General features: G+C 57.8%; 14 protein-coding genes, 1 tRNA gene and 1 rRNA gene. 7 read left to right on the top strand and 9 right to left on the bottom strand.

Annotated features, from left to right (window positions below; translation table 11 throughout):
- Positions 1-3: 3 nt before the first annotated feature.
- Positions 4-1,803 (bottom strand): response regulator, encoded by a 1,800-nt coding sequence (locus KI792_09570; protein ID MBV6633260.1) that lies wholly within the window; start codon positions 1,801-1,803, stop codon positions 4-6.
- Positions 1,804-1,969: 166 nt separating this feature from the next.
- Positions 1,970-2,698, bottom strand: a complete 729-nt coding sequence (locus KI792_09565; GenBank protein MBV6633259.1) for an AMP phosphotransferase — start codon at positions 2,696-2,698, stop codon at positions 1,970-1,972.
- 68 nt (positions 2,699-2,766) lie between these two features.
- Here KI792_09565 and KI792_09560 point away from each other — a divergent pair, with 68 nt between their 5' ends.
- Together KI792_09560 and yghU are read left to right on the top strand one after the other, a co-directional pair.
- Positions 2,767-3,234, top strand: coding sequence for a flavodoxin family protein (locus tag KI792_09560; protein ID MBV6633258.1), 468 nt, complete (start codon positions 2,767-2,769; stop codon positions 3,232-3,234).
- 114 nt (positions 3,235-3,348) lie between these two features.
- Positions 3,349-4,203, top strand: coding sequence for a glutathione-dependent disulfide-bond oxidoreductase (gene yghU, locus KI792_09555; GenBank protein ID MBV6633257.1), 855 nt, complete (start codon positions 3,349-3,351; stop codon positions 4,201-4,203).
- Positions 4,204-4,256: 53 nt separating this feature from the next.
- On the opposite strand, the gene KI792_09550 is transcribed toward yghU, so the two are convergent.
- From KI792_09550 to KI792_09535, 4 genes are all read right to left on the bottom strand, one after another.
- Positions 4,257-4,850, bottom strand: coding sequence for a hypothetical protein (locus tag KI792_09550; GenBank protein MBV6633256.1), 594 nt, complete (start codon positions 4,848-4,850; stop codon positions 4,257-4,259).
- A 140-nt stretch (positions 4,851-4,990) separates the two neighbouring features.
- Positions 4,991-5,635, bottom strand: coding sequence for a hypothetical protein (locus KI792_09545; GenBank protein MBV6633255.1), 645 nt, complete (start codon positions 5,633-5,635; stop codon positions 4,991-4,993).
- Positions 5,636-5,784: 149 nt separating this feature from the next.
- Positions 5,785-5,861, bottom strand: a tRNA-Met gene (locus KI792_09540).
- Between the two features lie 139 nt (positions 5,862-6,000).
- Positions 6,001-6,810, bottom strand: a complete 810-nt coding sequence (locus KI792_09535; GenBank protein ID MBV6633254.1) for a hypothetical protein — start codon at positions 6,808-6,810, stop codon at positions 6,001-6,003.
- A 242-nt stretch (positions 6,811-7,052) separates the two neighbouring features.
- Between KI792_09535 and KI792_09530 the strand changes: the two genes are divergently transcribed.
- The 4 genes from KI792_09530 (at position 7,053) to KI792_09515 (ending at position 11,704) form a co-directional block, all read left to right on the top strand.
- On the top strand, positions 7,053-8,003 hold the full coding sequence (locus KI792_09530) for a homocysteine S-methyltransferase family protein (GenBank protein MBV6633253.1): 951 nt from the start codon (positions 7,053-7,055) through the stop codon (positions 8,001-8,003).
- Positions 8,004-8,127: 124 nt separating this feature from the next.
- Positions 8,128-9,459, top strand: coding sequence for an MATE family efflux transporter (locus KI792_09525; GenBank protein ID MBV6633252.1), 1,332 nt, complete (start codon positions 8,128-8,130; stop codon positions 9,457-9,459).
- 24 nt (positions 9,460-9,483) lie between these two features.
- Positions 9,484-10,251 (top strand): trehalose-phosphatase, encoded by a 768-nt coding sequence (gene otsB / locus KI792_09520; protein ID MBV6633251.1) that lies wholly within the window; start codon positions 9,484-9,486, stop codon positions 10,249-10,251.
- A 64-nt stretch (positions 10,252-10,315) separates the two neighbouring features.
- A complete protein-coding gene (locus KI792_09515) occupies positions 10,316-11,704 on the top strand; it encodes a trehalose-6-phosphate synthase (GenBank protein ID MBV6633250.1) in 1,389 nt (462 codons plus the stop codon).
- Between the two features lie 9 nt (positions 11,705-11,713).
- Here the strand turns inward: KI792_09515 and KI792_09510 are convergent, their stop codons facing one another.
- A complete protein-coding gene (locus KI792_09510; GenBank protein MBV6633249.1) occupies positions 11,714-12,307 on the bottom strand; it encodes a hypothetical protein in 594 nt (197 codons plus the stop codon).
- 115 nt (positions 12,308-12,422) lie between these two features.
- The gene (locus tag KI792_09505) at positions 12,423-13,310 is read right to left on the bottom strand and encodes a sulfotransferase (protein ID MBV6633248.1); all 888 of its coding nucleotides are present in this window, start codon (positions 13,308-13,310) and stop codon (positions 12,423-12,425) included.
- A 110-nt stretch (positions 13,311-13,420) separates the two neighbouring features.
- Here KI792_09505 and KI792_09500 point away from each other — a divergent pair, with 110 nt between their 5' ends.
- Positions 13,421-14,671, top strand: coding sequence for an oligosaccharide flippase family protein (locus KI792_09500; protein ID MBV6633247.1), 1,251 nt, complete (start codon positions 13,421-13,423; stop codon positions 14,669-14,671).
- A gap of 96 nt (positions 14,672-14,767) precedes the next feature.
- Here KI792_09500 and rrf read toward each other — a convergent pair.
- Positions 14,768-14,882 (bottom strand): 5S ribosomal RNA (gene rrf / locus KI792_09495).
- Positions 14,883-14,962 lie beyond the last annotated feature (80 nt).

The following is a 14,962-nucleotide window of genomic DNA, read 5'->3' as shown; positions in this document are numbered from 1 at the left end:
CACTTATGACATGTCGATCAGCACTTCGCTGCCGGTTGCCATCGCATCCAATGCCGCCTGCACCGCGTTGAGCAGTGTGGACTTATCGAACGGCTTCGGCACATAGCCCTGGATCGGCAGCTTGGTGTAATCAATCCGGCCATCGGCGACCACATCAGCGGTGACCGCAAGGATTGGGGTGTGATCACCAATCATCGGTAGATCACGAAGCCGCTCCAACGTCTCCGGCCCATCCATCACTGGCATCCGCATATCCAGTAGGATTGCGTCCAGTTTCTCAGTTTCCGCCTGGGCCAGGGCGTCCATGCCGTTCTCAGCATGGATGGTCTCCACCCCCTCACTCTCAAGGAAGGCGGCGGCAACCTCGCGGTTAATCGCGTTATCATCGCAAACCATGATCCGCTTACCGCGCAGGCCGGGCCAGCTCAACGGCTTGGCCTTAGCTTCGGGCGCTTGGGTTGGGGCGATACTCAGCCCACTGTTCAGCACCGCCTCGGCGATAAAGGTGAAGATGAAGGTTGAGCCACCATCCGGGTTGTTCCGGGCACGCACATCACCATCCATCAACCTCGCCAGGCGGCGGGTTATGGCGAGGCCTAGGCCAGCGCCGTCATAGACCCGGTCGGTACTGTTATCGAGCTGGTAAAAATCATCGAAGATGGCTTCTTCCTCGCCTTGGGCGATGCCGATCCCGGTGTCGATCACCTCAATTGTGGCCAGGAACTGCCCGTCGAGCCGACGTTCTGCGCTAGCACTCACAAGGATTTCCCCCTCATGGGTGAATTTGGCAGCGTTGGAGACCAGATTGCCGACCACCTGGTTCACCCGAACCTGATCGAACACCATCATCTCAGGCAAGCCGGGCGCCACCTCGACCTCCATTCGAAGGCCCTTTTGCTCAACCTGCTCGCGCCATAGATCCTCTACCATCTCCAACAGATGACCGAGTGAGGCTGGTTGGCGTTTAAGCTCAATTCCGCCCGCATCGATTTTCGATAGGTCGAGTACGTCGGCCAGGATCGCCAATAGTGTCTCGCCTGAGGAGACGATGGTAGAGGCGCGGCGCTGCTGCTCCCCCTCAAGTTTGTCGTCCAACATCATCCGCGCCATGCCTAAAAGGCTGTTAAGCGGGGTGCGGATTTCATGGCTCATGGTCGCTAAGAACCGGCTCTTCGCATCGGCGGCGCCTAGCGCCTTCTCTGCCATCTCGCGGGCATCCCGTTCAGTATCGCGGAGCGCGGCAATCGCGTGGGTGCGCTCAATAATCAGGCCGCGATAAGCGTGGGAGACATAGAAGATAAAACCAAGGAAACCGATAATGGCCGCCACGAAAAGCTGGCCATTCTCCTGCATCAGATTGGTCAGGATAAACGGCACCAGCATGGGCACCGCATAGAGGATGTATGTGGTCTGAAAAATCGAGAAGGAGATAGCGCCACCAACCGCCATGCCAGCGATCACCACCAGCAGCTCATAGTAACCAACGGTGCCGTACTCAACCGCCAAGACCCAGGGGGTCAGCCCCCAGCAGAGACCGCCGAGGCCAGCAGCAACGGCCAAAACGGGCTGGGCAAACCGGATATTGCCCGGCTCTTTAAAGAAAAAGCGGTGATGCATGACGAGGCGGAAAACCACCAACGCCAACATAATGCCGAACCAGCCCAAGATGATTGGCGCCCGTTCAGGATCCCAGAAGCGCAAGGCCACCAATCCACCAATCAACACATTGAATGGCGCTGCCTTTGAACTCTGTTCAACCGCAATGCGGCCGAGTTCGCGTTGGTGGAATGAGATATCGGACATCGATCCAGGGGCCTTACATGCCGCGGGTTCTACCCCGTTCTTTTCTCTAGCCTAGCGCCCAGCCCGGCCGAACGCGAGTCACGTGAGATTACGAGATCATGAGCCGCTCGTCCGCAGGCTTAGCCCTGTTAACCAAGATGAAACCGGCGCGGCATCTGGCTACCGCCTAGTTCTGGGCAAAAAACTTGTGAATTGAGGGGGATACGTCTGGCCAGGCCAGATCAACACCGTCCGACAGATGATCGGCAATCGCGGTTAGGCCACGCACCCGTGCCTCATGCTTACTGTCGGTTTTCAGGCGATGCCAGGGGGCGAAATCGCTGCTTGTCCGCTCAATCATCTCCTCATAAGCGGCAGCATAATCATCCCAACGCGCCCTGTTGCGGAGGTCGTCTTCAGTAATCTTCCAGCGCTTGGCCGGGTTGTCATAACGGTCGCGGAACCTGTTCAACTGCTCTTCCGGTGTAATGTCGAGGAACAGCTTCACCAGCCGGTAGCCCTCACCACAGAGTGATTGTTCCCAATGGTTGATCTCATCATAGGCGCGGCGCCATTCATCCTCACTCGCGAACCCTTCAATACGCTCAACCAGAACCCTGCCATACCAAGAGCGATCGAAGACCGCGATCTCACCGCCCGCCGGTACCTTGACCCAGAAGCGACGCAACCAATGGGCCCCCTCCTCGGTCTCCGCCGGGGGACCGATGCGCCAGACCTTTAATGGCCGGGGGTCGAGCCCGGCGGCAAAGCGGCGGATTAACCCCCCCTTACCGGCGGCATCCCAGCCCTCCAGCACGATCATCGCCTTGCGACCATCCCGGGTATAGGCATGCTGGATCTGGAGCAAATGCCGCTGCAGGCGCTTGATCTCTTCTTTTTGTTGTTTCTTATCCATGGTTTCCTGCCAACCAATCCAAGCCTGCGGCCCATTACGATCAACCCGATCAGGAATAGCACCAAAACATGGCCACCAAGAAACTACTGATCATCGCCACCGACCCGTCGCCGAACACCAAACGGCTGCGGGAGGCCGCCGCCGAGGCTGCCCGCGACCCGATGTTCGATGCCGTTGAGGTACGGCTGCAAACCCCGCAAGAGACCCAAGCCGAAGACGTGTTAGGGAGCCAGGCGGTGCTGTTCGGCACAACCGAGAACCTTGGCTATATGGCCGGTCTTACCAAGGATCTGTTTGATCGCAGTTTCTATGAGTGGGAGGGCAAAACCGATGGCCTGCCCGTGGCGCTTTATGTGCGGGCCGGCAGTGATGGCACCGGTACCCGCCGGGCTTTGGAGAGTATCTTCACCGGCCTAAACTGGCGCCTGGTTCAACCACCTCTGACCCTGCAGGGTGATTGGGATGAAGCCTTTAAGGATGCCGTGGCCGAACTCGCCCAAACCCTCGCCGCCGGGCTCGATGCCGGGATCTATTGAGCAAGTCATCACAAGGTTTCGCTTTAACCAGGGGGCTGGACACGCCATGTGTATCGCGACCTGTGCTGGCAATCGATCCAGCAACACGCCCAAAATATGAACGGATAAGAAGCTATGAGCGACGTTTATGAACCGCCCAAAGTCTGGACCCCAGACGCTGAGAATGGCGGCAAGTTTGCCAATATCAATCGCCCAACCGCCGGCGCGCGGGAGGAGAAAGAACTGCCGGTCGGTGAGCACCCGCTGCAGCTTTACTCCATGGGTACGCCCAACGGGGTGAAGGTAACCATCATGCTCGAAGAGCTCCTGGCCCTCGGCCATAAGGGGGCGGAGTATGATGCCTGGATGATCAATATCGGCGATGCTGATCAGTTCGGCAGTGGCTTTGTCGATATCAACCCGAACTCGAAAATCCCCGCCCTGCTTGACCGCAGCGGGCCATCCCCAGTCCGCGTGTTTGAGTCAGGGTCAATCCTGACCTACCTCGCTGAGAAGTTCGGCGCGTTCCTACCCACGGATCCAGCGAAACGAGCGGAGACGTTCAACTGGTTGTTCTGGCAGATGGGCAGCGCGCCCTATCTGGGCGGTGGCTTTGGCCATTTCTATGCCTATGCGCCAGAGAAGTTCCGTTACCCAATCGACCGCTTCACCATGGAAACCAAGCGTCAGCTAGATGTGCTCGACCAGCGTTTGGCAGCCTCCAAATTCATTGCGGGTGATGAGTACACCGTCGCCGATATCGCGATCTGGCCATGGTATGGCGTGCTGGCCCAGGGCAAGATTTACGATGCTGGCGAGTTCCTAGATGTCGACAGCTACAAGCACCTGCAACGCTGGACAGCTGAGATCGCTGAGCGCAAAGCCGTTCAGCGCGGCCGTCTCGTCAATCGCACCTGGGGCGAGGACAATGAGAAGGTGCCAGAGCGGCACTCTGAAGCTGACTTTGCCCATACCGGGCTTGGTGGCTAAGAATTGGATTGTCAGAGCGGGCGGCCGAACCGGCTAACCGCTCTGCTATCCAATCATGACGATCCGGCCGTGATACTGGTCAGTTTTGCGAAAACACCTTCGCAAACACCTGCCTTCTGCCTATCCGTCGCGTAGATGAAAAACGGCCCTTTGTTAAGCGGGTGCCATTCTTCGGTAAGCTTCAGATGGCGATCATTGAACGGACTATGCAATCGCGGCCCGTTCACATCGCAATCCAACGCAATCATCGCGATTGGACTGAAGGTAACCGCACTCCCTTTGGGCTGGGCGCTCGTACCAGGAATTCGCACATATCCATTCACGATAGAGGCCTCTAACCGCTCGATAGCGCGATCACCCATGGCCTCAACCTCTTCATCGCTAAGCCGTGGTTTGAACGCGGCGGAGCTTAGGGACTCACCATTTGGGAGCACCTCAGGCAGCGGTAAATCAGGCAGTGGAATTTGATTTACCCAGGCCTCCCCCTCCTTGGCATCCAGCTCACCCAGAGAGGTTGATTGCGCCAAGGCCAGTGGCATGCCAGCGGTCAGCATCACCACCCCGATAAGGGCGGCAAGTGGAAACACGGCGAAAAGCCTGACCCCAGCAAGGTCGATAACAGTGTTGGAATTCCGATCCTGAGACATAGACAGACCCCCACATTTGCTAGCCACCGCATAAGCGGCAATCGGAGGTTGAGCGTAACTCAACCCGGCCAAGAGGGCAAAAACGCTAGATTTTGGGGCGAACTGCCAGGGTCAGCCGCCGAGCGCGTGCAGCCATTAATCTATCCCGATACTTGGCTGTAATAGGCTAGGCCGAATAGACCTCGGTAGCGGGTGAAGGGAAGCTCATCACCCTCGCCCAACCGTTGGCATCTGCGGGTATCTTCCCTGAGACTAATCGCATCGCCATTGGCGAACTCAACAGCGACCAGACAGTACTGCGTGCTGGTGGCGCTGCCGCTGGTGCTCGAGCTTTCGGTTCGAATAAAGGCGCTGGTTACTAGGCCGACCTCTTCCGCCTGGAGACTGGCACCAGCCTTGTTCAGCAAGAGCATACTGGCGGCACCTAGATAACTTAGCAGTAGACCGCCCGCGACCACGCCGAGCAACACGCCGTTCAGGCGCTTGATCTCGTCGTTCATCTTCTCGGCACGTCGATCATCCGGGGCGTCTTGAACCTTCTCTTTTAGGTCTGAAAGATCCTCAGCAACGCGCAGGCACTTCTTCACAAAATAATAAGCAATAGGCCCGGAGCCAATCAAACCGAGTGCATATAGGATCGGCAGGCCGCTAAAGGGGATAAAGGCATTCAGCAGGTTCTGCGCGTGGGTCATGGTCATGAACAACGACGCCAGCAATGCGATCAAAACAATAGCGAGCACAAACAGCTCAGCCTTGTTCAGGCCATAGGATGAGTTTTTAGACATGGGAAAATATTGAGCCGAGCTGAGGGCTGGACCCACCGACAAGGTAAGGGCCAACCACCGAACGCCCAAGCAAGGTATCATCGCGGCCAGAGCACGCTCTAGAAACAAATCAGGGCTTAGTGAGTTTCTCACTAAGCCCTTGATTTTGTTGGTTGCGGGGGCAGGATTTGAACCTGCGACCTTCAGGTTATGAGCCTGACGAGCTACCGGGCTGCTCCACCCCGCGCCAATCGCCGATGACCGAATTCCGCCGCCCGAAGGTCTGGCGGGGCGCACCGGGAGCGTTGGTCTACCAATCTATATGGTAGATGCCAAGTGTTACCTTCAAGAAAACAACGGAGAAAACACCCGTTGTCACCGGTACCTCAAGGATTGAGCGGTTTTAGGCCCCACCAATCCGCCGCCCGGTCAAACCATCCCGGCGGGCGGATATGGCCGCCATCATGGAGGCAAAGCTGAATGCCGCCGCCATTGCCACAGCCACTCCAATCCTGACAGCTCAACTCGCTATCGGCCGGGGTTATCTGCCGCGCCGCTGGGCATTGGTTGGCCTGGGCTAGGGTATCAATGCTGTAGCGGACATCCCCTTGGCGGTAGGCGCTGCCGATCGGGCGTCCGGTCATGGGCACAACGCCATCTCCGGTGCCATGGTAGTGCACCACGGGTGCCCTTCCACCGCCATCGCATTCAACTGGCTGCGGATGCCAGAATGCGCCGGCGATTGGGGCGAACCCGGCAAAGCGTTCCGGGCGTCGACAGATCAGATCCCATACCATCGACCCACCCTGTGAGAAGCCAGCCGCATAGATCCGCCGCGGATCCACATTGTGGTCGTCGATAATGTCTTCCAACACGGTATCGATGAAGGCCAGATCATCGCGCGCCTGGCTGGGTGATCCATTATGGGCCCAGGTGCGGTTGCGGCCATTGGGGGCAACCAATAAGAGGTCATAGCGGGTCGCAATCTCTTGCAGCCCCTTATTGCCAATCACACCTGCGCCCGTGCCGCGCCAGCCGTGGAAATAGACCAGCGCCTTCACCTTGCCATCACGCGGCAAAGTTAGGGGTGAGAAGAGTTGATAGCTGCCATCGGCGACCGCGCAGGGTCGTTCGGCCGCCCCACATTCCTGTTGGGCGTTAACGCCGTCGGGCACCATTAGCGTGAAAAGAGCCATCGCAAGCGCGAGACTGGATAAAATAGAGCGGCTTGTCATCGGTTTAACTTTCCCAACATTAAGCCTGGCAGACAGCGCGCTTGGCTTCTGTTTTGCAAGGCTCTCCACATCACGCTTGCGCGAAGATGCCGAAAGAAGTGGATTTGGATTAGACCTAACACGCTGAATATGCGACGGCAGATTAACCAAAGACGTTTGATACCTCTGAGCGCAGACCCAACAGATAAAACCGGAGCCGAGCAATGGCCGATCAAAACGGACAGACCACCATCGACAAACTACTGAGCGACCATCCCTTCCTATTGATGGATGGCGGTATGGGCCAGGAGTTGATTAAGCGCGGTGTTTCCGATCGCTCAAAGCTTTGGTCGGCACAGGCGCTTGTTGACGATCCAGATATGGTGCTCGGCGTACACCGGGATTTCGTCTCGGCCGGGGCTGATCTTTTGATCACCAATAGCTATGCCACCAACCCGAACCGTTTGCGGGATTTCGGCATGGCAGATCAAATCGGCCCAATGAACCGCCAAGCTGGTGAACTGGCGCAAAAAGCCGCGAATGAGGTTGACCGCCCTGTCTTGGTGGCAGCGTCATTGCCGCCGCTTAATGGCAGCTATCGTCCAGACCATACATTACCGACAGAGACGACTATCCCACTCTATCAAGAGATGCTGGAGCATTTGGGCCCCTATGTAGACCTTGTCTTGATCGAGACCATGTCGACGGCTGAGGAAGCCCGCGGTGCTGCCATCGCAAGCCAAGACTGCGGCTTGCCTGTCTGGGTTTCTTGGACCCTGCGCGATGATCTGAGCGCGAAACTAAGAAGCGGTGAGACAATCTTTGAAGCGGTTAGCCACCTAGAGGGCTTGAAGGTGGATGGCTTAATCTTCAACTGCTCATCGCCGGAAACCCTGACCGCCGCCATGCCTGCGCTAGCTGCCGTGGAAGGTCGTAATGACCGGCCATTTGGTGGCTATGCCAATGGCTTTACCGAGATTCCCAGTGATTGGCGTTTCCGCGACGGTGTTCACCAGTTGAGCGCCCGACGCGATCTTGATCCGGCAGCTTACGCCGAACATATCGCATCCTGGTACGATCAGGGCGCACGCTTACTTGGTGGCTGCTGTGAGGTTGGCCCGGACCATATTCGTCACTTGGCAGATTGGCGCGACCAGATGGCCAAAGCTGCCTGAGCGATACTATGAGCCGTATTGAGGCGTTGGATGGCCGGTGCCATGAATTGGCACTCGCCGCGTGAGCGAAAAAGCAAACAGCAGAAATCTAACCGAGGGCCCCGTCGCCCGCGCCCTGTTCCGGATGAGCGCGCCAATGACGCTCGGCATCCTGGCCGTCATCAGTGTTGGCGTCGCCGATGCCTACTTTCTGGGTCAGTACGGGCCGGATGAGCTTGCGGCCGTCGGCTTTATATACCCGGTTACCATCGCGGTTCTTAGCCTATCAATCGGCCTTAGTGCCGGCCTTAACACCGTGGTGTCTCAAGCGATTGGCAAGGGGGACAGAGAGTTTGCCGCGCGTGCGGCAGCCCATGGCCTAGGCTTTGCCCTGTTGCTTGGCATTGTGGTTGGTGGCCTGCTGATCCTGGGTGGTGAGTTTATCTTCAGCCTGATGGGGGCCAAGGGCGCCACCAAACAGGCGGTGATGGACTACATTTTCTACTGGGCCGTTAGCTTTCCCGGCCTGGTCCTCATGATGGCGGCGAATGCCGTTGTGCGGGCGAACGGATCCAGCGTTGTGCCCGCCGGAGTCATGGTTGCCGTTGCGATCTTTAACGTGGTGGTGAACCCGCTGCTGATCTTTGGCTATGGACCGATACCAGAGATGGGTGCCGCTGGTGCGGGTTTGGCAACCGCCCTTGCCCGGGTCCTTGGGACCATCGGTGTGTTGGCCTATGTGCTGACACAGCGGTTCTTAAATACTGCGTGCCTAACGCTCCAAGACATGGATAAAACGCTGCGCCGGATTGCGCGGGTGGGTGGCCCCGCCGCCCTGTCGAATTCCATTAACCCTGCAGGCATGGCGATTGTGACTGGCTTTGTCGCCAGCTTTGGCGATGCGGCGGTGGCCGGGTTCGGTGCCGCAGGTCGGATTGAAGCTGTCATCATGGTGCCAATGCTGGCCCTATCCAGTGGCATTGGACCCGTCGTGGGTCAGAACTGGGGTGCAGAAAAGCGTGATCGCGCAGAGCTTGCTACCCATCTCTCTTTCATGGCGTGCCTCGCCTATGGCGTGGTGGCGGGTGCCACCCTACTGCTGTTTGCGCAGCCCATTGCCGGGTTGATTGCCCAGGGCGATGAGGCGATCCGCCATGCCGCGCTATACCTTCAATTTGTTGGGCTGACCCTGTTTGGCTATGGCGTGCTGGTGGTTGCGAATGCCGCCAATAACGCCCGCGACCGCGCTGTGTTTTCGCTCGCCACCAGTGTTACCCGCATCGCCGCCGTCTATATCCCCGCCACCATTATAGGCCAATGGCTGTTCGGCTATTTTGGGATTGTGCTAGCCGCGGTTTTGGCGAACCTTATGGGTGCCTATCTTGCCATTATCGCCTGCCGCGCGACCCGCCTCATAAGCAAACCAATGCCAGCGCCGGTTGAGATACCAGCGCAGTATCTCGCGGTTCGAAACTAATCCGCCCTAGCTTTCAACATCACAATGTCAGCCGACCCACAGCCCCAGGACATCTCAGAGAGCCCATCACTGCCATTGCCGAACTTGGCAGATGCGTCGCTATTCCTGGATTTTGATGGGACCTTGGTGGATATCGCCCCACGGCCAGATGCCATCGCGGTACCCGCATCGCTAAAGGACCTTCTGGCCAATCTGGGCGACCAGACCAATGGTAGGATTGCCCTCGTCTCCGGTCGGGCGATTGCCGATATTCAATCCATTCTGCCCTATTACGACGGCATCCTTGCCGGTGGCCATGGGGCAGAGCTGTTCCAGAACGGTGAGATCGAACGGGTAACCGGCCAGATCGAGGCAGCCCTGACCAACACAATCAGTGCCTTGGAACGCTTTGCCGACAGCCTGCCCGGCATTCTCTGTGAACCGAAGGCGACCGGTGTGGTCCTTCATTACCGTGGACGGCCAGAGGCGGAAGCCGCGGTGCGAGAGGCCGCCGCCATGGCCCTCTCCTCCCTACCCGACTTCGAACTGCATGACGCCAAGATGGCAGTTGAGTTGAAGCATCGGGAGGCATCAAAGGGTGCAGCGGTTGCCAAGTTGATGGCCCAATTCAGTGCCGGAACGCCCGTCGCCATCGGCGATGACACCACCGATGAGGACATGTTCAAGGTGGCGCTCGCCCAGGGTGGCACCGCCATCAAGGTGGGGGATGGGCCGACGATGGCCCCGTTCAGATGTCAGAATCCTGCCGCCGTCCATGAGATGCTCGCCCGCTGGCAACGGCAATCATGCTAAGCTTCTTTCGGGGGCCTGGTGTTATATTGGGCCGAGGAGAGATTTACGTGATTGGACTTGAAAAATGGGGCGCTTAATCGTCGTCTCTAACCGAATTCCGGTTGGCGACGAGCTGTCGGGCGGGCTGGTTGTTGCCCTCCATGAGTGCCTTCAGGAGCTTGGTGGTATCTGGCTTGGCGCCAACCCAGAGCTTGTGGAAGACCCGCAGCCGGCCGTTCGCCTATTAGGTGCCGATNGCTACACCAAGATGGGCTTCGACCTGTCTGAGGAAGACCAAGAAAACTACTATTTCGGTTACGCGAACTCCGTCCTTTGGCCCCTCTGCCATCGCCGCAGTGATCTGATGGATCTGCAGCCCGACTACCTGGATGGGTATCTGCGGGTGAATGAGCGGGTCGCCGAGGGCATTGCCTCCCTGATCGAACCAGACGATCTAATCTGGATCCATGACTACCACTTCTTCCCGCTGGCCAAGGCCCTGCGCGCCCGTGGTGTGACCGCGCGGATTGGCTTCTTTCTGCATATCCCGTTTCCGACCATCCAGGATGTGGATGCACTGCCGGATAAGGATCAGTTTGTTGAATGGCTCTCCGCCTATGACCTGATCGGCCTGCAGACCGAGGCCGATGTGGCCACGTGTTTTGAGGTGTTCCGCCGGATTGAGAGCACGGAGATCTTCAGCCATGGCCGCGTTGGCTATCAGGGCAAGATCGTTTCAATCGCCAGCTTCCCGATCGGTATTGATCCCGAAAGCTTTGTGCATACGGCCAAGCAACACGATGGTCGCGCGGCGGTAAACCTGCTGCCTGGTGATCAGTTTGTCCTGGGCATTGATCGCCTGGACTATTCCAAGGGCCTGCCCCAACGGATGGAAGGGTTCGGCGAATGGCTGAACCGACGGGGTGAGGGCGACCCGCGCGCCAGCTTTGTCCAGATCGCCACCCCCTCGCGTGAAGCGGTTGAGGCGTATCAGAACCTACGGGATGAGCTCGCCATGCTGGCGGGCAAGCAGAACGGCAGGCACTCCGCACTGGATTGGACACCGATCCGCTACATCAACAGCTATGTTGACCGGGACACGCTGGCCGGGCTCTACCGGGCCGCCGATGTCTGCCTGGTTACTCCACTGGCCGACGGCATGAACCTGGTGGCGAAGGAGTTCGTGGCCGCCCAGGACCCATCGGATCCGGGCGTGCTCGTCCTCTCACGTTTTGCCGGTGCAGCAGAGCAGCTGACCGAGGCGCTGATCGTGAACCCCTATGATATCGCCAGCATCGCCGATGCTATCGATCAGGGGCTGAAGATGCCCCGGGAAGAACGGGTTGAGCGCTATGAAGCGATGGCAGAGGTTGTCTTCGGGCAAACCGTGGATGCCTGGGCGCGCGACTTCATCAAGCGGCTGGAAGGTTTCCAGGCGGTCGGCAATATCGCGAATATCTCTCTAGTCAGCTAATCAGGCCCCTCAGGCCACAGCGGAAGATGGGTCAGCCTTAACCCGCGCTGCCTCATAGGCCGATAGATGCATTTCAAACAGCGTCTGCACATCGGCGGATATCTTCTTCGCGCGCTCACTATCCAATGGGATATCGGCGAGATCACCCTGAAGGGCCCGCCAATCATTGGTATCAATGCGAGATGACATGTAACGGCCGGCCTGCTGAACCCTTGGGTCCGTACTCTTCGCCCAATGCTTTGCCATCATCGCCGTGCCAAGACGCGAGCCCTGGACTACATAGCCAATGGCCAATGGATCGAGCGATCCCTGAACACCAGCCCGCCAACCAATATCGGCATCAGGGTGGCCCAAGGCACGTAAATCGCCCCTTAGATCATCGACCAGTTCTGGCACCAAGCTGACCGTTGGATCACTGGCGAGACCATCACGTTTAATGATCTGATTAAGGTGATCCATCACTGCATAGATCGTCATCATGAAGATTGAGAGATCCTGCCGAGTGGTTAGGTCTAAAGCGGCAAAGGTCTTATCGGCCTTGGCATGAATATCCGCCGTCTCTGCCCGCAAATGCTCTCGATATGAGGCTATATCCCGCGCCATCGAACCAAACCCCCGCCATGATTGTCACCGCCCGTTCCAGCGCAAAGAGCGGAGCGGGTGGTCGATCGGCGGGAAGTTTAGCAAGTTCTAATGGATTGCTAAATGCCCTACCCCGTTACGGGGCCATCCAACCTTCCGTGGGGATATAGGCCGCCTCTTGGCAGTGCTGGATTTCCGCCGCCATGGAGGTACGGAATGCGGCAATGTCAGCCGGGGGAATTGTCTCAACCTCTCTCGCATCAACATGGGTGGCTTGACGCAAACGGTCCTTCAGGCCCTGCGGCAGTACCCGCTTAACCAACCTATGCAGCTGTTTGTTCGACTTAAGCGCCGCGACAAAAGAATTGCGTGGCAGCAGGGATGGATTGCGTGCCGTCGCGTCACCCACCGGGCGGGATGGCAGGCCCAGAAACCCACTGACCTGGTCCAGGATGGCTTGCGGGTTGCTCAATTGATCATAGCTTAGAACCAAGAGGTCACCGCCAAACGCCGCATGGAACCGTGCCAGGTCACCGGCGACCTCACTACGTCGGCGGTGATAGAAAAGCGGATGGTAATGATCCGCCATCCGGTCTCCCTCTGCTGCGAGGGCGTCTGCGAAAGATAGTGGCTCCCACCCCTCACGAAGGGTGTGATTATATTCAGAGATGGCCCGATCAACCGGGTCACGAACCAGACAGATAAGCTTTACCCGCGCCTTCTGCCCATACTGCTTCAGCAACTCGCATGCTGGCTCATGCCAAAGGTAATCAGTGGAGGCATCAATCGCCCATTGATCGTCTTTGAGGTGCGGGAAGTTGGCCCGATAGGCCTGCTCATCACTGATCAACGTGTCGGCGAAGGCGTCACCGCCGGGCCCCGACCACTTGGTTTTCGCAAACTCAGTGAAAAATCGCGGCTCTTTCTCCACACCCAGCACGAACTCGGGGCGATTTCCGAGCCAATGGGCCAGCGAGGTTGTGCCAGCCTTTGGGGTTCCGATAATGGCCAGTAGTTGGTTCAAAACGAAGGAGCGCTCTCGTTTGTGACGGTCTCTTCATGCCTAACAAAGACAAAGAGACCGACCTAGCGATATTGGCCCTGCCATGGGCCATAACGGCGTGACGGTGATGTATGTTGGTCCCACAACGGCTCCGCGACAAGCTAGGCGGGCGTTTTCGCGGCGGTGGCGTGCTGGTCACCGGGCGCCTTGGGATTGCCCTCGCTAAATTTGGGCGAAACATCATCCTTGCCCGCCTTATCGGCGCTGAACAGTTTGGCATCGCCTCAACCTTCATCATTGCCCTGTCCTTCGTTGAGCTGCTCTCCGATCTAGGGCTGGAGAAGCTGGTTGTTCAGGATCGGCGGGGTGAAGACCCTCGGTTTATTGGCGCCATTCAGGGGCTCGCCCTACTGCGCGCAGCCCTGATATCAGTGCTACTGCTTGTCCTGGCAGGTCCAGCGGCAGCCCTGTTCAACCAGCCTGATCTGGTTTGGGCGTATCAGCTCTTTGCTATCCTGCCCCTGCTGCGCGGGGTTCTGCACCTTGATGTCTATCGACAGGAGCGGAGCTTACGGTACCAGGCCAATATCTTGCCGGAGAGTATCGGCGTCATTGTCTCGCTCTTGGCGTTGTGGCCGTTATCCCTATGGCTTGGTGACTTCCGCATTGTGTTGGTGATCTTCGCGATTGAGATCGCGATCTACGCAATCGGCACCCATCTAACGGCAGAACGACGATTTAACATTGGCTGGGATACATCAATTCTGAAGCACAGCCTTCGCTTTGGTTTGCCGCTCATTGCCTCCGGCTTCTTGACCTTCCTCGCCTTGCAAGGGGATCGGGTGATCGTCGCCAACCAGTTCAACGCGGTAGAGCTTGGCCTCTTCAGCGCCGCATTGGTTCTGGGCATGACCCCGTTTCTGGTGCTGATCCGGATCTCAAACAGCCTGCTGCTGCCGCTATTCTCTGAGTTGCGGGATGATCCCGCTGCCATGGCTGGCCGCATTTGGAAGGCCATTGCCTGCCTGGCAGCCATGGCACTGGCGGCCAGTATCGGTGCCTGGCTCTTAGGGTCACCTATATACCAGCTGGTTTATGGGAAGGACTTCGCCACCGGTGCTGCACTCCTGCTGCCTGTGGTTCTGATCTTTGCGTGCCGTTTTGCCCGCTCTGCCATGACAACGGCGAGCCTAGCCCTGGGGCGTACCCAGGACATTATGTGGGCCAATATGACGAGGGTGATCGCATTGCCTGTCGCCTTCTACTGGATCACCCAGAAGGGCGGCTCGATAGAAGACCTCTTAATGATCGCGCTTGTTGGTGAGGTTGCAGCCTACATCCTAGCGATGGCTCTGCTGACGATGCGCCTTAGACAGCGCTGACAGTCAGACAACAAAAAACCGCCAGTAAAAACTGACGGCTTAAGCGGAAAATATAGGGTGATCCTAAATCAGCGCGGTTACCGATGGGTTTGGGCAACCTGGCAGCGACCGACTTTCCCACGCCTTAAGACGCAGTATCATAGGCGCTAAGAGGTTTCACGGCCGAGTTCGGGATGGGATCGGGTGTTTCGCTCTTGCTAGAGCCACCAGGTTGCCCAAAACCATTCGGTTACGCGCTAATTCTAGTGTCTGGTTGATCAACCAGTGCGATGTTCTGATTAATACCATGAA

The organism is Alphaproteobacteria bacterium SS10 (assembly GCA_019192455.1).
Classification (GTDB): Bacteria; Pseudomonadota; Alphaproteobacteria; order TMED2; family TMED2; genus TMED2.
Note: the sequence above shows the minus strand (reverse complement) of the source record. Positions and strands in the feature narration are given on the sequence as shown.

What these genes read in the sequence shown, in the direction of transcription:
- KI792_09550 (MBV6633256.1), bottom strand. Translation starts at nt 4,850, where the DNA reads ATGTCTCAGGATCGGAATTCCAACACTGTTATCGACCTTGCTGGGGTC.
- KI792_09510 (MBV6633249.1), bottom strand. Translation starts at nt 12,307, where the DNA reads ATGGCGCGGGATATAGCCTCATATCGAGAGCATTTGCGGGCAGAGACG.
- KI792_09500 (MBV6633247.1), top strand. Translation starts at nt 13,421, where the DNA reads ATGTTGGTCCCACAACGGCTCCGCGACAAGCTAGGCGGGCGTTTTCGC.
- yghU (MBV6633257.1), top strand. Translation starts at nt 3,349, where the DNA reads ATGAGCGACGTTTATGAACCGCCCAAAGTCTGGACCCCAGACGCTGAG.
- KI792_09535 (MBV6633254.1), bottom strand. Translation starts at nt 6,810, where the DNA reads ATGGCTCTTTTCACGCTAATGGTGCCCGACGGCGTTAACGCCCAACAG.
- KI792_09565 (MBV6633259.1), bottom strand. Translation starts at nt 2,698, where the DNA reads ATGGATAAGAAACAACAAAAAGAAGAGATCAAGCGCCTGCAGCGGCAT.
- KI792_09570 (MBV6633260.1), bottom strand. Translation starts at nt 1,803, where the DNA reads ATGTCCGATATCTCATTCCACCAACGCGAACTCGGCCGCATTGCGGTT.
- otsB (MBV6633251.1), top strand. Translation starts at nt 9,484, where the DNA reads ATGTCAGCCGACCCACAGCCCCAGGACATCTCAGAGAGCCCATCACTG.
- KI792_09525 (MBV6633252.1), top strand. Translation starts at nt 8,128, where the DNA reads ATGAGCGCGCCAATGACGCTCGGCATCCTGGCCGTCATCAGTGTTGGC.
- KI792_09530 (MBV6633253.1), top strand. Translation starts at nt 7,053, where the DNA reads ATGGCCGATCAAAACGGACAGACCACCATCGACAAACTACTGAGCGAC.
- KI792_09545 (MBV6633255.1), bottom strand. Translation starts at nt 5,635, where the DNA reads ATGTCTAAAAACTCATCCTATGGCCTGAACAAGGCTGAGCTGTTTGTG.
- KI792_09560 (MBV6633258.1), top strand. Translation starts at nt 2,767, where the DNA reads ATGGCCACCAAGAAACTACTGATCATCGCCACCGACCCGTCGCCGAAC.